This window comes from Myxococcaceae bacterium JPH2 (assembly GCA_016458225.1).
Lineage (GTDB): Bacteria > Myxococcota > Myxococcia > Myxococcales > Myxococcaceae > Citreicoccus.
Map to the genome: position 1 here is coordinate 76,216 of JAEMGR010000017.1, position 21,490 is coordinate 97,705.

General features: G+C 70.3%; 18 protein-coding genes and 1 tRNA gene. 16 read left to right on the top strand and 3 right to left on the bottom strand.

What is annotated here, in order from left to right:
• Positions 1-130 precede the first annotated feature (130 nt).
• From JGU66_24915 to JGU66_24955, 9 genes are read left to right on the top strand one after another with little or no spacing between them, the layout of a single operon-like run.
• Positions 131-2,635 carry a response regulator gene (locus tag JGU66_24915; GenBank protein MBJ6764028.1) on the top strand — a complete coding sequence of 835 codons (2,505 nt, stop codon included), beginning with the start codon at positions 131-133 and terminating at the stop codon, positions 2,633-2,635.
• A 44-nt stretch (positions 2,636-2,679) separates the two neighbouring features.
• Positions 2,680-4,560 (top strand): tetratricopeptide repeat protein, encoded by a 1,881-nt coding sequence (locus JGU66_24920; GenBank protein ID MBJ6764029.1) that lies wholly within the window; start codon positions 2,680-2,682, stop codon positions 4,558-4,560.
• Positions 4,561-4,572: 12 nt separating this feature from the next.
• Complete coding sequence (locus JGU66_24925) at positions 4,573-5,409, top strand: lysophospholipase (GenBank protein ID MBJ6764030.1); 837 nt, start codon at positions 4,573-4,575, stop codon at positions 5,407-5,409.
• 54 nt (positions 5,410-5,463) lie between these two features.
• Entirely contained in the window at positions 5,464-5,805 is a 342-nt protein-coding gene (gene bacN / locus JGU66_24930) for a bactofilin BacN (GenBank protein MBJ6764031.1), read from the top strand.
• A gap of 60 nt (positions 5,806-5,865) precedes the next feature.
• Positions 5,866-6,189, top strand: a complete 324-nt coding sequence (locus JGU66_24935; protein ID MBJ6764032.1) for a polymer-forming cytoskeletal protein — start codon at positions 5,866-5,868, stop codon at positions 6,187-6,189.
• A 3-nt stretch (positions 6,190-6,192) separates the two neighbouring features.
• On the top strand, positions 6,193-6,888 hold the full coding sequence (locus JGU66_24940; GenBank protein MBJ6764033.1) for a polymer-forming cytoskeletal protein: 696 nt from the start codon (positions 6,193-6,195) through the stop codon (positions 6,886-6,888).
• A 58-nt stretch (positions 6,889-6,946) separates the two neighbouring features.
• Positions 6,947-7,957: a ParB N-terminal domain-containing protein gene (locus tag JGU66_24945; GenBank protein MBJ6764034.1), complete on the top strand. Its 1,011-nt coding sequence runs from the start codon at positions 6,947-6,949 to the stop codon at positions 7,955-7,957.
• Positions 7,958-7,959: 2 nt separating this feature from the next.
• On the top strand, positions 7,960-8,526 hold the full coding sequence (gene pyrE / locus JGU66_24950; protein ID MBJ6764035.1) for an orotate phosphoribosyltransferase: 567 nt from the start codon (positions 7,960-7,962) through the stop codon (positions 8,524-8,526).
• On the top strand, positions 8,523-9,149 hold the full coding sequence (locus JGU66_24955; GenBank protein MBJ6764036.1) for a hypothetical protein: 627 nt from the start codon (positions 8,523-8,525) through the stop codon (positions 9,147-9,149). Before pyrE ends, JGU66_24955 begins: the two co-directional genes overlap by 4 nt.
• 15 nt (positions 9,150-9,164) lie before the next feature.
• Here JGU66_24955 and JGU66_24960 read toward each other — a convergent pair whose 3' ends face one another.
• The 3 genes from JGU66_24960 to nadB are packed head-to-tail and all read right to left on the bottom strand — an operon-like array spanning position 9,165 to position 12,091.
• Complete coding sequence (locus JGU66_24960) at positions 9,165-9,764, bottom strand: TIGR00730 family Rossman fold protein (protein ID MBJ6764037.1); 600 nt, start codon at positions 9,762-9,764, stop codon at positions 9,165-9,167.
• A gap of 8 nt (positions 9,765-9,772) precedes the next feature.
• On the bottom strand, positions 9,773-10,495 hold the full coding sequence (locus JGU66_24965; GenBank protein MBJ6764038.1) for a rhomboid family intramembrane serine protease: 723 nt from the start codon (positions 10,493-10,495) through the stop codon (positions 9,773-9,775).
• A 6-nt stretch (positions 10,496-10,501) separates the two neighbouring features.
• Positions 10,502-12,091 carry an L-aspartate oxidase gene (nadB, locus tag JGU66_24970; protein MBJ6764039.1) on the bottom strand — a complete coding sequence of 530 codons (1,590 nt, stop codon included), beginning with the start codon at positions 12,089-12,091 and terminating at the stop codon, positions 10,502-10,504.
• 87 nt (positions 12,092-12,178) lie between these two features.
• On the opposite strand from nadB, the gene JGU66_24975 reads away from it, so the two are divergent.
• The 7 genes from JGU66_24975 (at position 12,179) to JGU66_25005 (ending at position 21,471) form a co-directional block, all read left to right on the top strand.
• A complete protein-coding gene (locus JGU66_24975) occupies positions 12,179-12,865 on the top strand; it encodes a lytic transglycosylase domain-containing protein (GenBank protein ID MBJ6764040.1) in 687 nt (228 codons plus the stop codon).
• Positions 12,822-14,411 (top strand): tetratricopeptide repeat protein, encoded by a 1,590-nt coding sequence (locus JGU66_24980; GenBank protein ID MBJ6764041.1) that lies wholly within the window; start codon positions 12,822-12,824, stop codon positions 14,409-14,411. Before JGU66_24975 ends, JGU66_24980 begins: the two co-directional genes overlap by 44 nt.
• 9 nt (positions 14,412-14,420) lie before the next feature.
• The gene (pgsA, locus tag JGU66_24985) at positions 14,421-15,107 is read left to right on the top strand and encodes a CDP-diacylglycerol--glycerol-3-phosphate 3-phosphatidyltransferase (GenBank protein MBJ6764042.1); all 687 of its coding nucleotides are present in this window, start codon (positions 14,421-14,423) and stop codon (positions 15,105-15,107) included.
• Between the two features lie 87 nt (positions 15,108-15,194).
• Positions 15,195-15,269, top strand: a tRNA-Gly gene (locus tag JGU66_24990).
• Between the two features lie 247 nt (positions 15,270-15,516).
• Positions 15,517-16,299 (top strand): ABC transporter permease, encoded by a 783-nt coding sequence (locus tag JGU66_24995; GenBank protein ID MBJ6764043.1) that lies wholly within the window; start codon positions 15,517-15,519, stop codon positions 16,297-16,299.
• A gap of 17 nt (positions 16,300-16,316) precedes the next feature.
• On the top strand, positions 16,317-17,633 hold the full coding sequence (locus JGU66_25000) for an ABC transporter ATP-binding protein (protein ID MBJ6764044.1): 1,317 nt from the start codon (positions 16,317-16,319) through the stop codon (positions 17,631-17,633).
• Between the two features lie 109 nt (positions 17,634-17,742).
• Positions 17,743-21,471, top strand: a complete 3,729-nt coding sequence (locus JGU66_25005) for a glycosyltransferase (GenBank protein ID MBJ6764045.1) — start codon at positions 17,743-17,745, stop codon at positions 21,469-21,471.
• Positions 21,472-21,490 lie beyond the last annotated feature (19 nt).

A 21,490-nucleotide genomic window follows, 5' to 3' on the forward strand; every position in this document is an offset into this window, starting at 1 on the left:
GATCCGCCCGCATGCTGGCTCGCGGACGGGTTAGACGGCATGATCCGGATTCGACCATGACGCCTTACGCACCCACAGGGTTTCAGCAGCGCTCCCATCTGGCCCGCGCGGGCGGGGAGGCGCCGTGAGGATTGACCTCCTGGCGGAGCAGCGCGGCCGTGTCCTGGTGCTGGCGGAGAAGGGCCCGGGCGCCGCGTTGCTGGAGCGGCTCACCGCGAGTGGCTACCAGTGCGCCGCCGCCGAGAAGGCCACGGGCCTGGAAGAGGTGGTGGATCAACTCCAGCCCGAGGTGGTGCTGCTCGCGGTGACGGCCAAGCGGGCCGCGGCGCTGCTGGAGTCGGTGCGCAAGGTGGACAAGCTCCAGCGCTTGCCGGTGCTGGTGGACCAGGGGCGCACGCGCTCGGCGGGGGCGTTCAAGGAACTGGCGGTGGACGACTTCGTTCGCGGCGCGGACGAGCTGGTGCCTCGGCTGGAGTCCGCCCTGCGCGCGTGGCGGCTGCGGGAGCGCGAGGAGCGGATCCGCCTGCGCATGGGCATGCTGCTGGAGATCACCCAGGCGGCGACCAGCTCGCTGGAACTGGAGGAGATCCTCCGCATCGCCGTGGAGAAGGTGGGGCGGGTGACGGGCACGGACCGCTGCTCGGTGGTGCTCGTGGAGGGCAGCCACGCGCGCACCGCCACGGTCGTCGCCACGCAGGAGGATCCGAGCCTCGTTCAGCTCGACATCGAGGTGGCTCGCTATCCCGAGCTGCGGCGCGCGCTGGAGACGCGGCAGCCCGTGTTGATTGAAGAGGCCCAGCGGGATCCTCTGATGGCCGAGGTGCGGACCTCGCTCTTGCCCCTGGGCGTGAAGTCCATCCTGGTGCAGCCGCTCATCTGTCAGGACGACTTGTTGGGCGCGCTCTTCCTGCGCGTGTCGCGGGTGGACGCGTCGTTTGGTCGGGACGAGCAGGAGTTCGCCCAGGCCGTGGCCGGAGTGCTGGCCAACTCCATCCGCAACGCGCGCCTGCACACCGCGGTGAAGAAGAAGCGCGAGGACCTGGAGCTGGCGTACGTCGAGCGCTATCGCGAACTCAACGAAGCCAACCGGCGCCTGAAGGAACTCAACCGGCTCAAGGATGAGATCATCGCCGTGTGCAGCCACGACCTGCGCGCGCCGCTGCAGGTGCTGCTGGGCCACGGCCGTTTGTTGCTCGAGGGCCCCCTGGAGCCCCAGCAGAAGCAGTCCGCCGAGGCGATGATTCGCCAGGGCCGCAAGATCCTCACGCTGGTCGAGTCGCTGCTGGAGAAGGGGAAGGGCGAGGCGGCGCGCTTGTCCATCGAGCCGCGCGTGCTGGACGTGGCGCAGCTGTGCCGCGACGCGGTGAGCGAGCTGGAGATCCTCGCGGCCGAGCGTGGCGTGTCGTTGCGCTCCGAGTGCCCGGACAGCCTCATGCTCATCGGCGATGAGATGAAGCTGCACGAGGTGCTCCAGAACCTCATCAGCAACGCCATCCAGCACGCGAGCGCCTCGGGCGAGGTGGTGGTGCGCACGCAGCGTCTGTCGCGTCCGGATGGCGACGCGGTGCGGGTGATGGTGTCCGACGACGGCGTGGGCATTCCGCCGGACGAGCTGCACCTCGTGTTCGACCGCTACCGCCACGGCCCGAAGGGGACGGGGCTGGGGCTCGCCATCTGCAAGGAGTTCGTCGAGCTGCACGGCGGAGAAATCTGGGCGGAGAGCCCGACCGAGGGCGGCTGCACGTTCGTCTTCACGCTGCCGCTGGCCCAGGAGGCGGCGCGCAACCCTCGGCCGCAGCCCGCGCCAAGCGCCGTGCCCGAGCAGCCGCGCGTGCTCGTGGTGGAGGACGAGCCGGAGATCGCCGCGGTGCTCACGGAGGTGCTGCGCTCCAAGTACCGCGTGGAGGTGGCGCGCGATGGCGCGGAGGGCCTGGCCAAGGCTCGCGCGACGCGGCCGGACCTGGTGGTGATGGACGTGTTCCTGCCGAAGCTGGACGGCCTGGACGCGGCCATGCACCTGAAGTCCTCCTCGGACACGGCGCACATCCCCGTCATCCTGTTGTCTGCCCACCAGGGCGTGGCCGACAAGGTCCGCGCGCTCAACCTGGGCGCGGTGGACTACATGAGCAAGCCGTTCAACGCGGTGGAGTTGCTCAGCCGCACCGAGCGCGCGCTCAAGCTGCGCCAGGGCGAGAAGGAGCAGCAGGAGAAGGCCTCCGCGCTGCAGAAGCGCACGGGGAGCGACCCCTCCACGGGCCTGCACGATCGACGCGGCCTCTTGCTGCGGCTGGAGCAGGAGGTGGCGCGCAGCCGTCGCTACCACCGCGCGCTCAGCCTGGCGGTGCTGCGGCCGGACCGGCTGGTGGACACGCTGCCCTCGAACATGGGCGACGTCATGCGCAAGCGCGTCCGCCACCCCGACGCAATCGCCCACCTGGGCAGCGGCGTCTTCGCGGTGGTGTTGCCCGAGTGCAACGCCGAGGCCGCACGCACCGTCATCGGTCGGCTGCTGCCCGATGTCGAAAAGGTGACGTCCATCGAGTACCGCTCGGCGGTGGCGGACGTTAGCCAGGACAGCGACCCGGTGGAGAAGCTGCTGGAGAAGCTGGGCGCCCCGCCGCTCGAGGTGGTCTGAGCGACCTGCGCACGGGCGCCGGGCGGAGTAGAGTTCGGGGCAGCGTGCGCCCCGTCCTGCTCTCCGCCCGTGTCGTCCTGCTGCTCTGTGTCCTTGTCGCCGATGGTGCGTCGGCGGCGGGCCGCGCGAAGCCGCCCCGAGTGGACCGCGAGGCCATGCGCGAGGCGATGGACGCGGCCGCCGCGGACGACGGCTCGACGGCTTCGTCCGCCAGCTACGCGCACTTCCTGCAGTCCCGACTGATGCACTGGGACGGCGACCACCGTGGCTCGGTGGACGAGCTGCGGCTGGCCCTGGCCACGGATGAGGGCAACCCGCTGCTGCTCACCCGCTTGGGCGAGGAGTACGCGCGCGCGGGAGATCTCGACCGCGCCGAGCGCGAGCTGAAGCGCGCCGTGGAGAAAGCTCCGACGTACTACGCGGCGCACGTGATGTTGGGGCGGGTGCTGCTCGAAGGAGGGCGCCTCACGCGCGCGCGCCAGCACCTGCGTCGCGCCATGTCGCTGCGCCCTCGCGACCCAGAGGCCTATCTGGTGCTGGCGCAGCTCGAGCTGGAGGGCGGCGCGCCCGCCGAGGCCGTGAAGGTCGTGGATGCGCTCGCGGTGGCGCTCCCGGGCGAGGCCTCGGGATATCAGCGCCTGGGGTTGGCCCTGGCCGAGCGCGGCGACTCGGCCCGCGCCGAGCGCCTCTTGCAGAAGGCCACCGAGCGAGACCCGGGCGACGTGGACTCGTGGACCGCGCTGGCGCACCTGTACGACGGGACGGGCCGCGCGGCCGAGGCGGAAGAGGCGTTGGCGAAGGCGCTTCAAGGGGATCCGGATCGCCAGGACGTCTTGCTGGCCGCGGGTCGCGCGGCGCTCAAGGCGGGCTCCCCCGTTCGGGCGCGCGCGTACTTCGACCGCTTGCTGTCGCTGACGGACGAGCCGGAGACGGCGGTGCGCGTGGCGTTCAGCTACTTGTCCGCGAGGCAGACGGACGCCGCCGCCGAGGTGCTGGACACCGCTCACAAGGTGGCTCCGAGCGAGCCTCGGCTCCCGTACTATCTGGGGCTGGTCTTGGAACGTCAGCGCCGCTTCAGCGCCGCGGCCAGTGCCTTCGCGGAGGTCCCCGCCAGCGCCGAGGTCTTCGTCGATGCCCGCACGCGCCGGGCCCGCTGCCTCTCCCTGGCCGGGGAGCACGCGCGGGCGCTCGCGCTGTTCCGCGCCGCGCAGCAGGACGCGCCGGAGGACCTGGACCTGCGCGTGCTCCATGCCCGCGCGCTGGAGCGGGGTGGGGCGCCCGCCAAGGCGGAGGCCTTGCTGCGCGAGGCGCTGGCGACCGCGCCCACTCCGCTCGTGTACGACGCGCTGGCCGCGACGCTGGAGCGGCAGGGCAAGGGGGCCGAGGCGCTGGCGCTCTTGGGCGCGGCGCTCGCGAAGTCGCCTCGAGATCCAGGGCTGCTCTACTCGCTGGCCACGGTGCATGAGCGTCAGGGCCAGCTCGACGCCGCACGGGCTCGGATTCGTGAGCTGCTCACGGTGGAGCCGGACCACGCCTCGGCGATGAACTTCCTGGGCTATCTCCTGGCGTCCTCGGGGCGCGAGCTGGACGAGGCCGAGCGCCTCGTCGCCCGCGCGCTCCGGCTGCGCCCCGACACCGGGGCGTTCCTCGACTCGCTGGGGTGGGTGTACTTCCATCGAGGAGAGACCCAGCGAGCCGTGGACGCGCTGGAGCGCGCCTCCGAGTTGGCTCCGGATGAGCCCGTCATCCTCGAACACCTCGGCGATGCCTACGCGCAGGCTCGGCGCGCCGCGGACGCAGCCCGGGTCTGGCGCCGCGCGGTGGAGGTGCTGGCCTTGGAGCCCGAAGCGGCGGAGCCGGCAGATCAGCGTCTGGGCCTCGAGCGGAAGTTGAAGGCGCTATCCACCGCCGCCACGGGCCGCTAAGGTCTCGCCTCTATGCCGCGTCACGACGAAGGCTTCTTCACCGCGAAGGATCAGACCCGGCTCTTCTGGACGCTGGACCTGCCCGAAGGTGAGCCGAAGGCCCATGTCGCCGTGCTCCATGGCTATGGCGACCATGTGGGCCGCTACCGCCCGGTCATCGACGCGCTCGTGGCGGACGGCTTCGCGGTGCATGGCGTGGACTATCGCGGGCACGGCCGCGCGGACGGTCGCCGCGGGTACTGCGCGAAGTGGCCGGACTACCTGGACGACCTGGACGGCTTCTGGCAGCGCGTGCGTCGCGAAGCGGGGACGAAGAAGTCCTTCCTCCTGGCGCACAGCCACGGCGGCCTGATGGCGGCGCACCAACTGGCGCGCGGCATGGAGGGCCTGTCCGGCGCGGTCCTGTCAGCCCCGTACCTCAAGCTGGCCATCACCCCGCCGGCCCTCAAGGTCCTGGCCGCGCGCGTGGTGGGGAAGGCCGTGCCGTGGTTGCAGCTCAAGACGGAACTCAAGCCGGAGGACCTGAGCCGCGACGTCCAGGTGCAGAACGCGGTCCGTGAGGACCCGCTCTACAACCCGACGGTGACGCCGCGCTGGTTCATCGAGTCCACCCAGGCCCAAGGCCAGGTGGCGCTGCTGGCGCCGAAGATTCAAGTACCGCTGTTCGTGCTGTGTGGCTCGGAGGATGGGGTGGCGGCGCCGACGGCGGCGCGGGCCTTCTTCGAGGCGGCGGGTACAGCGGACAAGAAGTTCAAGGAGTATCCCGGCATGCGCCACGAGCCTCTGAACGAGGTGGGGCGCGAAGAGGTGTTCCGGGACATCTCCGGCTGGATCTCCGCGCATCTCTGACATAATCAAGGCGCCCGGCTCCCGACGGAGCAGGCGCTTGGCGAGGGTCACCGCATGGCAACGGGTGAGACGGGCATCATCGGCAAGGGCATCGTCATCAAGGGCAACCTCACGGGTGGAGGTGACCTGGTCATCGAGGGGCGGGTGGAGGGGCAGATTGCCCTGAAGAACCACCTCACCATCGAGGGCACGGGTCGCGTCCAGGCGGACATCCGCGCGGAGGAGTTGACCATCAATGGCGAGGCCAGCGGCAACATCGACGCGTCCACGCGCGTGGCCATCAACGCCTCGGCGAAGGTGGCGGGCGACATCAAGGCGCCGCGCGTGGTCATCGAGGATGGCGCCGTGTTCAATGGCTCCATCGAGATGGACGTGAAGTTGCCGGACGACATCTAGCATCCACCGGCCCAACCGGGCTCCCAGGCGCACCACCTTCAAGAGGGGCGGACAACACTCATGGCGAATACGGTCATTGGTTCGAGCATCGTCATCGACGGTGAGATCTCCGGCGACGAGGACCTGGTCATCCAGGGCACCGTCAAGGGGAAGATCTCCCTGAAGGAGAGCCTCTTCGTGGAGGGCTCCGGCGTCGTCGAGGCGGACATCGAGACGCAGAACGTCGACATCGCCGGGCGCGTGACGGGCAACATCGTCGCCAGCGACAAGGTCGAGCTGAAGACGGACTGCCGCGTGGTGGGCGACATCAAGGCCCCGCGCATCCTCATCGCCGATGGTGCCTCCTTCAAGGGCAACGTCGACATGGACATGAAGGAGCGCTGATTCGTGGCCACCGCGAAGGATCTGGGAGCGAGCAACACCGTCGACAACACCGTGGTGGGGCCTTCCATCCTCATCAGCGGCCGTCTGACGGGTGACGAGGACCTCACGGTCCGCGGGCGCGTCGAGGGCGAGCTGACGCTCAGCCGGACCCTCATCGTCGAGCCCTCGGGCGTGGTGAAGGCCAACGTGGCGGTGAGGAACGCCATCGTCAGCGGCGTGGTGGTGGGCAACATCAACGCCACCGAGAGCGTGGAGCTGACCCGCGAAGGACGCATGGTGGGCGACATCCGCGCCCCGCGCGTCATCATCGTGGACGGCGCCAGCTTCCGCGGTCGCGTGGACATGGGCGATGTGGAGCCGGGCCGTCTGCCGGCCGAGCGCCCCGTGGTGGCCCGTCCGACCACGACCACTCGCCCGACCATCCGCCCGGGCGCCACGCCGCCGCGGCCGCCGGTTCCGCCCGCGCGCCCCGCGCCGACGCCGCCTTCGGCTCCGCGCGCCGCGCCCGCTCCGACGGTCGTGAGCCGCCCGGCCGCCAAGCCGCTGCCTCCGCCTCCGCCTCCGGCCCCCGCTGCGCCGCGGCTCCCTGAGCCCCGTCCGGCGCCAACTGAGCAGGCTGGCGGTGCCAACGCCCCAACGCCCATGCTGATGGGTGCTGGTGCGAAGAAGAAGGTCGTGGTGAAGAAGAAGACCCGCTAGAGCCTGCCCGCGCCGCGGACACATGCGGCGCGGCGGCAGGCAGACGAGGGGTGCCACCATGGACGCCGAGCACAGGGTTGAGGGACAGGAAGGGATGACGGGCACGCCAGAGGGAAGTCCGCCGTCGACCTCCCCCGAGGCGGCGGCCGTGCCGCATTCCCCGGGGGAGTCGCCGCGTCCGGAAGAGACCGCGCAGCCACCACCGGAGGCCGTGCAGGCCTCTGCTGAGGCTGGGCAGCCATCCGCCGAGGCTGGGCAGCCGCCCCTGGGCGAGGGGATGGCCGCGCCGTCCTCCGTCACGGAGGCCGCGGCGAGCGCGCTCACGGAGGCTGCCAGCCAGGGCTCGGAGTCCGTGGGTGACTCAGGGCCGACCGTGCCCGAGGAGCCCGCGCGCTCCGAGGAGACGCCGGCTTCGTCCGAGTCCGTGTCCGACACAGAGTCCTCTCGGGGCGAGCCGCGCCGGGTGGGGCGGGTCTCCACGGTGATGCTCGCGCTGGAGAAGCTCGAGGATGCGCCTCGGTTCCGGTTGCGGCCGGAGGGGGACATCTCCGGGCTGGCCACGGACATCGCGCGGCTGGGGCAGCTCTTCCCGGTGGACGTGCGTCCAGTGGGAGAGGACCGCTACCAGCTGGTGTGCGGCTTCCGCCGGGTGGCGGCGCTGCGCTTCCTCAAGCGCGACGAAGTGCAGGCGCGCGTCCACGAGCATCTCTCGGACGAGGACGCGCTGCTGCTGTCGCTGGCCGAGGCCATCCACTCGGAGCCGCTGGACCTGGAGGTCCTGGAGGCCAAGCGCGAGGCGCTGGAGTCCGAGGGCCGGCTGACGGCGCCGGTGCGCGACATGCTGGAGAAGGCGCTCGCGACCGATGAGTCGCTGGCGCCCGAAGGCGTCGAGGAGGAAGTCGACGCGGATGAGCTGGCGGGGGAGGTCGCGCAGCGGATGGGCGCGCTCAACCAGGATCTCTCGCTGCTCGCGGATGTGTTCGCCGCGCTGGATGAGTCGCGCAAGGCGGAGCTGTTGATGCAACTGCGGTACGCGTCCGAACTCGTGGCGTACCTGGAGGGTCTGTAGTCATGGCGGAGCCACTCGCGCGCGATCGCACCCGTTTGCTGGAGCTGCTCACGGAGCGCTCCTTCGAGCGCCGGCGCGTGGTGCTGTCGTCGGGCAAGGAGTCGGACTTCTACATCGACTGCAAGCGCACGGCGCTGCTGGCCGAGGGACACTTCCTCATCGGCCGGCTGTTCCTGGACGCCATCCGTCGCGAGGCCCCCACCGCGGTGGGCGCGGGCGGCCTGACGTTGGGCGCGGATCCGCTGGCCTCGGCGGTGGCGCTCTCCAGCTATCTGGCGGGCCAGCCGCTGCACGCGTTCATCGTCCGCAAGGAGCCCAAGGGGCACGGCACGGGCCAGTGGATTGAAGGGCTCGCGGCCCTGGGCCCGGGCGCACCGGTCGCCATCCTCGAGGACGTGGTGACGACGGGCGGCTCCACGCTCAAGGCCATCGAGCGCGCCCAGTCCGAGGGCCTGAAGGTGCTCGGGGCCTTCGCGCTCGTGGATCGCCTCGAAGGGGGACGCGAGGCCGTGGAGGCCACCGGCCACCGGCTCACCACGCTGTTCACCCGCAAGGACTTCATTCCGTGAGAAGGCTGCTCGTCGCGGTGCTGGTGGTGCTGTCGGGGGCTTGTGCCAGCACGCCACCGCTCGTCGGTGAGCCCGCTCCCACGCTGGATGACCCCAAGGCCGAGGCGGCGTACCGCACGGTGTTGGACCGCTACTCCGCGCGCGACGAAATCTACGATGGCTTCGACACGCGCATCTTCACGGGCGCGACGCTCCTGACGCCGGCCTTCCGCGAGGCGCGCGTGCGCCGCCAGGGGCTCTTTCAGGTGCTGCCCCCCGCGAAGGTGGAGTCCCTGCTCGCGGACGAACTGGCGGACGCGGCCAAGTTCCACGAGTTCTTCCTCGGCGTTCACGTCAACGACTACCGCTACGACGACTTCGCGCAGAAGCGCTCCATCTGGCGGCTGGCGCTGGTGACCCCCACCGGGGAAGTGACTCCGGTGGAGGTGCGTCGCGTGGGCCGCGCGGACCTCAACCTCCGGGCGTACTACCCGTACACCAGCGTGTTCTGGGTGGGCTACCGCGTGCGCTTCCCCACCACGTTCGCCAATGGTCAGCCAGTCATTCCGCCCGGCACCGAGAACGTCATGCTCCGCGTGGCCTCCACGCTGGGGCAGGCTGAGCTGAAGGTCTCCGCGCGCTGAGTCGCGGCGCTGCTCTCAAGTCTGCTCGGGCCGCCGCAGCCACTTCTCCACGGGGGGCAGGGCCGGGCCTTGCAGCAGCCGCTCCACCAGCGCGCGAGGCTCGGGGCTCACCGCGTAGGGAACCGCCTGGGCCTCGGGGACGAAGCCCGCGTCCACCATGCCGCGCACCATCGCCAGCAGTGGCTGGAAGTAGCCGCCCACGTCCAAGAGCCCCATGGGCTTCTGGTGCAGGCCGAGCTGGGCCCAGGTGGTGATCTCGAACAGCTCGTCCAGCGTCCCGAAGCCGCCGGGCATCGCGATGAAGGCGTCGGAGCGCTCGGCCATCAGCGCCTTCCGCTCGTGCATCGAGTCCACGAAGATGAGCTCGCCCAGGTTGCCGTGCGCCAGCTCCTTCTCGCGCATGAAGCGCGGCAGCACGCCCACCACGTGCCCGCCCGACTTCACCACGCCATCGGCCACCGCCCCCATCAGCCCCACGCGCGCGCCGCCGTAGACGAGCGTCAGGCCGCGACGCGCCAGCTCCTCGCCTAGCGCAGTGGCGGCCTCGCGGAACTCGGGCCGCGCTCCCGGCCGAGAACCACAAAAGACGCAGACGCTGCGGAGGCTGCCAGCCACGGACTTCGTCACGGAACGCCTCGTCGCTCGGGGTGGGCCGCCAGGAGCGCCACCACCGCGGTGATGAACAGGATGAGCGGCAGCGCGCGGGCATACACGCGCGGGCCCATGCGCAAGGCCAGGCCGCACGGGAGCCCGAAGAGGAAGCCGCCCAGATGGCCGGCCCAGCTCACGCCGGGCAGCAGGCTGATGACGGCCACCTGTGCCAGCCAGAAGCCCAGCTCGCGCCGCCCCTGGCGAGTGGCCACGGGCAGCATGGCGCCGCCCCACCCGAGGATCATCCCCGAGGCGCCCACCGTGACGATGTTGAAGTTGAAGTAGAGGGACGACGCGGCGGCCCCCAGCGCGGTGACGAGCGACAGCCCGAGGAAGCGCAGGCTCCCGATGCCGCGCTCCAGCGTGAACCCCAGCGTCACCACCACCGACATGTTGAACAGCAGGTGCATGGCGCCGCCGTGCTCGAACACGGCCCCGAGCATCCGCCAGTACTCGCCTCGCTGGACCACCGGGCCAAAGAGCGCCAGCGGCTGGAGCGAGCCGACCATCGTCCCGTTCGCGTCCACGATGGGCCGGGCCAGGAAGCGGTCCAACAGGAACATCGCCACCGCGCCCGCGATGATGCCGTAGCACACCCAGGGGCGAGGCCGCGGCCCGGGCGGGGGTTCCGGTGGCGGCGGCTCGCCCGGGGCACCCCCTCCGGGCTCATCAAGGATGCGGCGCGGGCGCGACATGGGCGCTCACAGCCCTCGGGACAGGACGGTGTCCCGCTGCCCGAGGTGGTCGTCCGAGTGGGGATAGTCGAGCGTGAAGTGCAGGCCGCGGCTCTCCTTGCGGCGGCTGGCGCAGTCGACGATGAGGTGCGCCACCTCGGCGATGTTGCGCAGCTCGATGACGTCGCGGGTGACCTTGAAGCGCCAGTAGTAGTCGCGAATCTCCTCGCGCAAGAGCTCCAGGCGGCGGCGGGCGCGCATGAGCCGCTTGTCCGTGCGAACGATGCCGACGTAGTTCCACATCAGCCGGCGAATCTCGTCCCAGTTGTGGCTCACCACGACGCTCTCGTCCGAGTCCACCGCGCTGCCCGAGTCCCAGGGCGGCGGCTCCTCCTTCGGGTGGGGCAGGGTGGCGAGCTCTTCCGACGCGGCCACTACCGCGCGGTGGCCGAACACCAGGCCCTCCAGCAGCGAGTTGGACGCGAGGCGGTTGGCGCCGTGCAGGCCCGTGCTGGCCACCTCGCCCACGGCATACAGCCCCGGCACCGAGGTGCGCCCGCTCAAGTCCGTCACCACGCCACCGCACTGATAGTGGGCCGCGGGCACGACGGGAATGGGCTGCGAGGCCATGTCGATGTTGAAGGCCTTGCACGTGGCGTAGATGTTGGGGAAGCGCTCGGTGAGGAACGCCCGTCCCAGGTGCGTCATGTCCAGGTAGACGCACTCATCGCCGGTGCGCTTGAGCTCCGCGTCGATGGCGCGCGCCACCACGTCACGCGGGGCGAGCGCGCCCATGGCGTGGTAGCGCTCCATGAACGTCTGGCCGCCCTTGAGGCGCAGCTTGCCGCCCTCGCCGCGCAGGGCCTCGCTGATGAGGAAGCTCTTGGCCTCGGGGTGGTACAGGCAGGTGGGGTGGAACTGGTAGAACTCCATGTTCGCCACCTGCGCCCCGGCCCGGTACGCCATGGCCACGCCGTCGCCCGTCGCCACGTCCGGGTTCGTCGTGTACAGGTACACCTTGCCGGCGCCGCCCGTGGCCAGCACCGTCACGCGCGCCAGGAAGCGCTCGATGCCGCCGCCCTCCAGGAGCGCGTACACGCCCAGGCAGCGGCTTCGCCCATGGGACGACGCGCGCGCGTCCAGGATGAGGTCGATGGCCGCCGTGTGGGGGAAGAACGTGATGTTGGGCTGCTCGTCGCACGCGGCCAGGAGGGCGCGCTCCACCTCGCGGCCGGTGATGTCCCCCGAGTGGATGATGCGCCGGGCGGAGTGGCCGCCCTCGCGGGTGAGGTCGAACTCGCCGCCCGCGTGCCGGTTGAACTCCGCGCCGAGCGCCACCAGCTCCTTCACCCGGTCCGGCCCCTCGCGCACCGTCACCTCCACGGCATCGCGGTGGCAGAGGCCGGCGCCGGCCACGAGCGTGTCCTCGATGTGCGCGTCGAACGAGTCCGACGGCGCGAGCACGCTCGCGATGCCTCCCTGGGCGTAGGCCGTGTTGCCCTCGCCGCGCGCCCGCTTGGTGAGCACCGCGACCGTCCCATGCCGGGCCGCCTGCAGGGCGAACGAGAGTCCAGCAACACCACCACCCAGGACCAGGAAGTCGAAGCGATGAGGCATGGACGACAGCCTTAATGGTGGTAAGTGCTGGAAACAAGGCGTTTTCTTGAGGACTTTCCGGCCCTTGTCTAAGGTTCGGGCGCTGCCATGCGTGCCATCCCCGCGCTCATCGCCATGGTCCTCTTCGTCGCGCCTGTCGCGTCGGGGGCGGAGTCCATCTACCGCTACGTCGAGAAGGACGGGACCATCGTCTACACGAACGTCCCGCCCGCCAGTGGGCGCAAGGCTCGGCGGATGCAGGGCTCGTTCGCGCCCGCACCCTCCAAGAGCGCGCCGGTGCAGGCCCGGTCGAAGGCCCCGCCGGAGTTGGATCCGCACATCGCCGCGGCGGCCCTGCGCTATCGCATCCCCACGGCGCTGGTGCGCGCCATCATGCACACCGAGAGCAACTACAACCCGAACGCGCTGAGTTCCAAGGGCGCCAGCGGGTTGATGCAGCTCATGCCGGCGACCGCGTCGGACATGTACGTGAAGGACATCTTCGACTCGAAGGACAACATCGAGGGCGGCGTGCGCTACCTGCGCGTGCTCGCCAACATGTTCGACGGGGACATGGTGAAGATGATTGCCGCGTACAACGCGGGGCCGGACGCCGTGCGCAAGTATGGCGGGAAGGTGCCCCCGTACACCGAGACGCAGGAGTACGTGCGCAAGGTGCTCCAGCTCTATTACCACTACAAGGAGCGCGAGCGGCCCGCCCAGGCCGGGGGCCGCGAGCTCACACCCGAGAATGACGACGCGCGCGAAGGGACGGGGGGAGACGAGCCCCGCTGAAGACGAGTTCCTCCAGCAGATGCACCGAGGGGGCGAGCTGCTCGCCGCCAACAAGGTCATCGAGGCGAAGGCGTTCCTGGAGCGGGCCCACCAGCTCCAGCCCCGCAACGAGAAGGCGCAGAACCTGCTGGGCCTGACGTACTTCAAGCTGGGCCTGTTCGACCGCGCGGCCGAGCTTTACGAAATGCTCGTGCGCGACAACCCGGTGGACCCCACGCTCAGGGTCAACCTGGGCCTCGTGTACCTGAAGACGAACGCGCTCCAGCGCGCCGCGCGCGAGTTCGAGACCGCGACGGACCTGGCGCCGGACCACCAGAAGGCCCACAACTACATGGGCCTGACGCTCGCGCAGATGGGCGAGTACGGCCGCGCCCGCGAGCACTTCCTCCTGTCCGGCAGCGACGCCATGGCGGAGAAGATGACGCGCGCCATCGCGGGCGAGGCCTATGCCCGCGCGCCCACCCCCGCGCCCACGCGCGCCCGTCCCACGCCCGCCCCCGTCGAGCCGCCGGCCCCCGCCCCGCGTGGCGCCTCGGGAGGAAGCGCGGGCGAGGGCGACTGGGGCGCCCAGTTCGGTCTGGACGAGCGGGCCTCCGCCAGCCCCGCCCCCGCCCCCGCCCCGGTGGAGGAGGAGATCCGCTTCGCCGAGGACGAGGGGCCCAGTGCCCTCGCGGAGACCGACAGTACGCAGGCCGAACCGGTGGACGACCTGGGGCCCGCCGAGGACATCTCGGTGGCCGATGACGAGCAGGGCCCGGACGTCACCTTCGAGGAGACCTCCGCGGCGCTCGGAGGGAGCCAGGCGCTTCCGCCGCCCGAGCCCCCCGTCGCGTCTCCGCCTGAGCCCCCCGTCGCGCCGCCGCCCGCGGTGGACGGCATGCCGCCCCCGGTTGTTCCGGGCCCGGCGATGGTCCTGGCCGAGCTGGCGCCTCAGGTCGCGCTGGAGGAGGGCGAGGCGGGGAACCCGTTCGTCCTCGGATCGCATGGGTTCTCCGTGCGGGTGGAAGGGGAGCTGCTGACCCGACTGGAGGGGCTCATCGCCTGGCGGGGGACGCTTGCCTTCCAGCCGGAGGTGAAGCGCTTCCGCGGCCGGGCCACCGACAAGCCGTTTGGCGAGGGGCCGTCCCGGATGGTGCGCGCGAGCGGCCAGGGCGTCCTCTTCATCGAGCCCATGGCGCAGCGGGCGTTCCTCGCGGTGGACCTGGGCGAGGAGTCCGCCTACTTCCGCGACGAGTGCGTGTTCGCCTTCGAGGAGCCGGTGATGTTCGAGAACGGGCGCGTCCCGTCGGACATCGCGCCGGACCTGGACCTGGTGCACCTGCGCGGGCAGGGCCGGGTGCTGCTGAGCCTGGGCGGGCCGCTGCGCTCGGTTCCCGTGCGGCAGGAGGCGGCGGTGGCGGTGCCCCTGTCGCACCTGGTGGGCTGGCAGGGCAACCTCACGCCGCGCATCGTGCCGCTGCTCAAGTCCCCGTCGGGGGAGACGCTGCGGACCGCGGTGGAGTTGAGCGGTGAAGGTTTTGCCCTCATCGCGCTCGGTGTTCGCTAGAAGGCGCCCATGGCCATAGACCGAGCGACCCGGAAGCAGCGCAGGGAAGAGCGGGCTCGGCGGCGCGCGGAGCGCCGTCCCAGCGTGCTGGTGCAGGAGTTCTGGAACCTGCCCAACATGCTCACCCTGGGGCGCATCCTCCTCATCCCGGTCTTCGTCTGGCTGACGTACGACGCGGATCCGCTCCACTCGCTGGCCGCCGCCGCCGTGTTCGCCGTGGCCTCCATCACGGACGTGATTGATGGCTATCTGGCCCGCCGGTGGAACCTCATCACCGTGGTCGGCAAGTTCATGGACCCCCTGGCGGACAAGCTCATCGCCATGGCGGCCCTGGTGATGATGGTCCGGCTGGGGCGCATCGCCGCCTGGGTCGTCATCGTCCTGCTGGCCCGCGAGTTCATCGTCAGCGGCCTGCGCACCATCGCGGCCAGCGAGGGCATGGTCATCGCGGCGGGGCAGGAGGGGAAGTGGAAGACGTCCCTCCAACTGGTGGGCATCATTTCACTGTGCGTCCATTACGTGCACCCGTTGGACCTGGGGTTCCGCACGGTGCCTGTCGACTACAACCAGGTGGGGAAGGTGCTCGTGTATCTCTCGGGCGCGTTTTCACTCTGGAGCGCAGTCGTCTACTTCCGTGCGTTCCTCGCCATGCTCGCCCGCCGTGGCGGGGCGGCGGCGGATGCGAAAAGTGTTTGACGTGTCGGAAGCAGCTCTGTATACCCCATCTCACTTCCGGCGCGGCGCTGCCGAGCGGAAGCGGCGGGCAGCAAGGCAGTACCTGATGCGGGAATAGCTCAGCGGTAGAGCATCGCCTTGCCAAGGCGAGGGTCGAGGGTTCAAATCCCTTTTCCCGCTCCAAAAACGAAGGCCCCCTGGGAAACCAGGGGGCCTTTTTGTTTTCCGGGGGATGGGTCAACGCCGCGGGTCGGGCGAGCCTGTCTCTGAAATCAAAAGGTGTGGCAGGGAAGCGAAGCAGGCGACGCGGGGTTCGATGGCCTGCGTGGTCCCTGGGGAGACGGGCCGGTCCCCAGCGGGAAGGGCGAAGCGCGGGGTCCCCCTGTTGCCTCGCATCCTGGCTTCGCCCTGCTATATGAAGGCCGCTCTCATGATCCGCCTCGTCCGTGAGCTGTACCAGTACCGGGGCCTGCTGCTCAGCCTCGTCCAGCGCGAGCTGAAGGCGCGCTACCGTGGCTCGTTCCTAGGGTTCTTGTGGACGTTCCTGAACCCCATGCTGCACATGATGGTGTACGCGCTGCTGTTCACCGTCGTGATGCGCAACAACACGCCCAACTACGCCTACTTCATGTTCGTGGGCCTGTTGCCGTGGATCTGGTTCAGCAGCTCCATTGGTGGAGGCGCCAGCGCCATCAGTGACCGCCGGGACCTGATGACCAAGGTCCGCTTCCCGGCCCAGGTCCTGCCCACCACCGTGGTGGTCACCAACCTGTGCAACTACGTGCTGTCGCTGCCCCTCATGTTCCTCATGGGGGCGCTCTACGGCCAGTGGCCCACCTGGCACATCATCGTCTTCCCCGTGGTGGTCATCATCCAGCTCTGCTTCACCACGGCGCTGACGTACATCCTCGCCGCGGTGAACGTGACGTTCCGGGACCTCCAGCACATCGTCATGAACCTCATGACGCTGTGGTTCTTCGCCACGCCGGTGCTGTTCCAGCTCTCCACCATCCAGAACGAGCGGATGCGGATGCTGGTGGGCCTGGTCAACCCGATGTCCATCATCATCACGTCCTACCAGGCCATGTTCTACGAGCACCGCCTGCCGGATGGTGAGCCCTTGTTGATCCTGGCCGTGTTCTCGGTCGCGCTCCTCTGGGCTTCTTCCTCCATCTTCGAAGCCCGCCGCGAGGAGTTCGCGGAGTCGATTTGAGTCCCCCCGCCATGCAGATGCCGCCATCCACGGACGCCATCGTTCTGCGCGATGTCGTCAAGAGCTTCAAGAAGCGCACCATCCGGGGCGAGTACACGACCTTCAAGTCCGAGTTGCTGCGGTGGCTGCGCGGCGAGCGGTTGCCCAAGGAGAAGGGGCTCATCACCGCGCTGCGCGGCATCAACCTCGTCATCCCCCGGGGGAAGACGGTCGGCATCATCGGCCGCAACGGCTCCGGGAAGAGCACGCTGCTCAAGCTCATCACCGGCATCTACGCCCCCACGTCCGGGGAGATGCAGATCAACGGTCGCATCTCCGCGCTGTTGGACCTGGGCGCGGGGTTCCATCCGGACTTCTCCGGCCGGGAGAACATCCTCATCAACGGCATCATCCTGGGGATGTCTCGCGCGGAAGTGCGGGCGCGCATGGATGAGATCATCGCCTTCAGTGAGCTGGGCGAGTTCATCGACGAGCCGGTGCGCACCTACTCCAGCGGCATGTACATGCGCCTGGCGTTCTCGGTGGCCACGCACGTGGATCCGGACATCCTCATCATCGACGAGATCCTCGCGGTGGGTGACGAGCACTTCGCCAAGAAGAGCCTCGCGAAGATGACGGAGTTCAAGAAGCAGGGGAAAACCATCGTCCTGGTGACGCATGACCTGGGCACGGTGGATCGCTGGTGTGACCTGGTCGCGTGGATTGATGGCGGCTACATGCGCCGCGTGGGCCCCCCTGCGGAGATCACCCGGGAGTACAAGCAGGCCATCGCCCTGGCCGAGGCCCAGTCGGTGGTCTTCACGCCGCCCGCGCTGACCGAGGGTGGCGGTGCCCTGCCGCAGGTGAACCCGACGCCGGAGTCCGCTCCGGTGGCCGCGCCGTCGCCGGTGCGCATCACGGGCGTGTGCTGGAAGGGGGCGACTGGCGAACTCGTGGAGGCGCTGACGCCCGAGCAGGGCGCGGAAGTCTGCGTGGAGTACGCGGCGGACGCGGGCTGCGCGGATGCCGAGTTCGAGCTGTCGCTGCTGTCCGCGGATGGCCGCACGCTCTATGAGACGAGCACGCGGCTGGAGTCCGTGGCGCTGCCTCAGCACCTGCCGCCCGAGGGGCGCCTGCGCTTCGTGATGGAGCGGGTGGGGCTGCTCGCGGGCGAGTACGTGCTGCGCGTGACGGCGCGCAGCTCGGGCGCCACGGTGGTGGAGCGCCGCACGTTCCAGGTGACCGCGCCGCAGGTGGATCGCGGCGTGTTCCGGCCAGTGCATCGGTGGGTGGTGGAGGACGCGGCCGTGGCGAATCGCCCGGCCTCGACGCAGGCCAACAGCGTGGCCTCGTGAGTCTGGGGCGGCCGTAGCAGGGGAGGGCGCGGTGAAGACGATTCTGGAGAGGCTGGCCGGGGAGCCGGTGGCGCCCGACGCGCCGCCGGACGCGGGGGACCTGGCGCGGATGGTGGCGGTGGTGCGGAGGCTGCTCGACGAGCGCCGGCCGTGTCTCCCTGAGCGGTGTGAGGAGGTCACGGCCCTGGAGGCCACGCTGCGCCTGCTCACCCAGGCGCTGCATCAGGCTCGGCCTTCGGGCTCCCTCCCGCTGTCGCCGCTTCAGGAGGCCGCGCGCCTGTCGGTCCCGCACGAGTTCGAGGTGCCCGCGTCCCATCGCGCGCGTCTCGGACGGGTGGTGACCGCCACCAAGCGCGCCTTCGTCGACGGGCTTCGCCCGCTCCACGTCGAGGCGCTGCGCCCCCAGGCGGACTTCAACAAGGCCGCGGTGCGCGTGCTGGAGCACCTGTCCGTGCATCGCGGGCTGGGCCTGCGCGAGACGCTGGTGCCGTGGATCCGCCAGCAGTTGGAAGCGAAGGCGGACCCCACGCGCTGGCAGGTGGTGCGCTCGCACCGAGGGGGCGCGCTGGGCTCCGTGGTTCAGGCGGCGAAGCGCTCGTATCTCTCCGCGGTGGGGCCGGTGCTGGAGGCGCTGCTCGAGCGTCAGCGGAGCTGGAACATCGCGCTGGTCGAGGCGCTCGTCACCGCGGCGGGGCCCGTGCCTCCGGATGAGGCCACCTCGGCGCGGCTCATCGCGGAGCTGTGCGGCCAGGTGGATCCGCTGCGTGCGGACGCGCTTCCCAAGGTCCTGCAGGCCACCTCGCCCTTGTGGGGCGAGTTGCTGCGCCGCCAGTCCCGATTCAACGAGCAGGTGGTGCTGGCCCTGGCGGGCGTGCTGGGGACCCGTACCCCCGCGCCCCAGCCTCCGGAGCTGGGTGACTTCGCGGGATGGTGTGCCCGACGTGAGCCAGGGGAGATTGCCGCCGCGCGCGAGGGCGTGGCCCGGCTGGAGCGCCGGCCGCTCGTCTCGCTCGTCACGCCGGTCTACGACACGCCCGAGCCGTACTTCCGAGAGTGTCTCGCGTCCGTGCGGGCGCAGCTCTATGCCGAGTGGGAGTGGGTGCTCGTCGATGACGCGAGCCCGGCGCCGCATGTCGCGCGGATGCTTCGTGAGGCCGCCGCGAGCGACTCGCGCATTCGCGTGGTGTCGCTGGAGCGCAATGGCGGAATCGCCCGCGCCACCAACGCGGGACTCGCCGACGCGCGGGGCGAGTTCGTGGGCTTCCTCGACCATGACGACACGCTGGCGCCTCATGCGCTGGCCGAGGCCGTGCTGGCCTTCGCGGCGGAGCCCTCGTTCGATGTCGTCTACAGCGACGAGGACCGGTTGGACTCGGAGGGGCGGCGCACCGCGCCCTTCTTCAAGCCCGACTGGTCGCCGGACCTGCTGCGCTCGGTCAACTACATCTGCCACTTCGTGGTGGCGCGCCGAAGTCTCCTGGAGTCGGTGGGCGGACTGCGCGAGGGCTTCGACGGCTCGCAGGACTACGAGCTGTTGCTGCGCCTGAGCGAGGCCACTCGGGGCATCGGGCATGTGCCTCGGCTGCTGTACCACTGGCGCGCCAATCCGGCCTCGTTCTCCAGTCAGTCCGCGGGGCTGGCTCGGGCCACGGAGGCGGGCGTGCGCGCGCTGCGCGAGCACCTGGGCCGCACCGGCGAGTCCGCCGAGGTGTCGAGCCCCGTGCCCACGCAGTATCGGGTGCGGTACGCCGTGCGGGGTGCGCCCAAGGTCTCCATCGTCGTTCCGTTCAAGGACCGGCCGGACCTGCTCGACACGCTGGTGACGTCGCTGCTGGGGCTCACCGCGTATCCGAACTACGAGGTGCTGCTCGTCTCCAACAACAGCACGAAGCTGGAGACGTTCGCGCTGCTGGAGCGCCTCACGGATCCACGTCTGGTGAAGCTCACGTGGGACCACCCCTTCAACTACCCGGCCATCAACAACTGGGCGGCGAAGCAGGCGACGGGGGAGCTGCTCCTCTTCCTCAACAACGACATGGAGGTGGTGGACCCCGGCTGGCTGGAAGAGCTGGTATCCCAGGCCCAGCGCCCCGAGGTGGGCGCGGTGGGCTGCAAGCTGCTCTTCCCCGAAGGGACGGTGCAGCACGCGGGCTGTGTCGTGGGGCTCACCGGCTTCGCGGGCCATCCGTTCTGGCGGCTCCCGGACGCGCCCGTGGCCACGCCCTTCGGCCATGCGCAGTGGACGCGCAACTGGCTGTCCGTCACCAGTGCCTGCGTGATGGTGCGCCGGGCCGTCTGGGAGGAGTTGGGCGGCTTCGACGAGCGCTTCCAGGTGTGTGGCAGTGACGTGGAGCTGGGGCTGCGGTTGAACCGCCGGAGCCTGCGCGTGGTGTACACGCCGCACGCGCGCCTCATCCATCACGAGTCCGCCAGCCGTCGCGCGGACGCCATTCCCGAGTCCGACTACTGGTGGTCCTTCGTGGCCTACCGGCCTTGGTTGGGCCCGCGCGGGGACCCCTTCTACAACCCCAACCTCACGCTGCGAGGCACGGACTGCGTGCTGCGCGAGCACGATGAGGACGGGGAGGCGTTCGCCGTGCGCACCCTGGGCCGCGACGTGCCGAGCGCTCAGGACCCCGCGCTGGAGGAGCGTGCCCGCCAGCAGCGACACCTGGTGGAGCACCTGAGCGAGCTGGACTTCACTCCGGAGGAGGCGCGCCGCTCGCGTGACGAGGCGCCTGGAGCGCTGGCTTCGCTGCGTGCTCGGGGCCGGGTGGAGACGGCCACGTGGTTCGTGCCCGCCTTCGGCCATGTGTACGCGGGCGTTCAGACCCTCTTCCGCTTCGCGGACCTGATGCATCGGCGCCATGGCGTGCGCAACGACTTCGTCATCTACGACCGGCCGGGCGCGCGTCCAGGGGACTTCGAGTCGCGCGTGGCCGCGACGTTCCCCTCTGTCGCCGGTGCGTTCCGGGTGCTGTCCGGGCCCGCGGAGCTGGCCTCGCTGCCCGCGTGCGACCTGGCCGTCGCCACGTATTGGACGTCCGCCTATCAAGTCCTCCGGCACCCGCGTGCCTCCGTGCGCGCGTACTTCGTGCAGGACTACGAGCCGATGTTCTTCGCCGCGGGGACCCAGTGGGCGCTGGCCGAGCAGACGTACCTGCTGGGCTTCCAGGGCCTCTTCAACACGCCGGGCCTGCGCGACCACGTGGCCGCGCAGCACGGAATGGGCGGGTTCGCCTTCGAGCCGGCGGTAGAAGGCGACGTGTTCCACGCGCGGCGCCCGGCCCGCTCGGGGCCTGTGCGCGTGTTCTTCTACGGACGCCCTGGGAACGAGCGGAACGGGTTCGAGCTGGGGCTCGCCGCGCTGGCTCGCCTCAAGCGCGAGCTGGGCTCGGCCGTGGACATCGTCACCGCGGGGGCGGAGTGGAACCCCGAGTCCTATGGCGTCCGAGGGCTGGTGACGAACCTGGGCGTGCTGCCCGCGGAGCGCACGGCCGCGCTCTATCGCGAGTGCGACGTGGGCCTGTGCTTCATGTTCACGAAGCACCCGTCCTATCTGCCGCTGGAGATGATGGCGTGCGGCGTCTGCGTGGTGACCAATGACAATCCCGCCAATCACTGGTTGTTGCGAGATGGGGACAACTGCCTGCTGGCCGCGCCGACCGCGAGTTCGGTGCTCGGCCAGCTGCGGCGCGCGGTGAGTGATTCCTCGCTTCGCCAGCGATTGGGCGTGAGCGCCGCCGAGCGCGTGCGCCGCACGACCTGGGAGTCAGAGGCGGATCGGATGATGGACCATCTTCTCGGGCGCACGCTTCAGGACCGCGGGGCCGCTTGAGCAGGGTGTGCTGACCGGG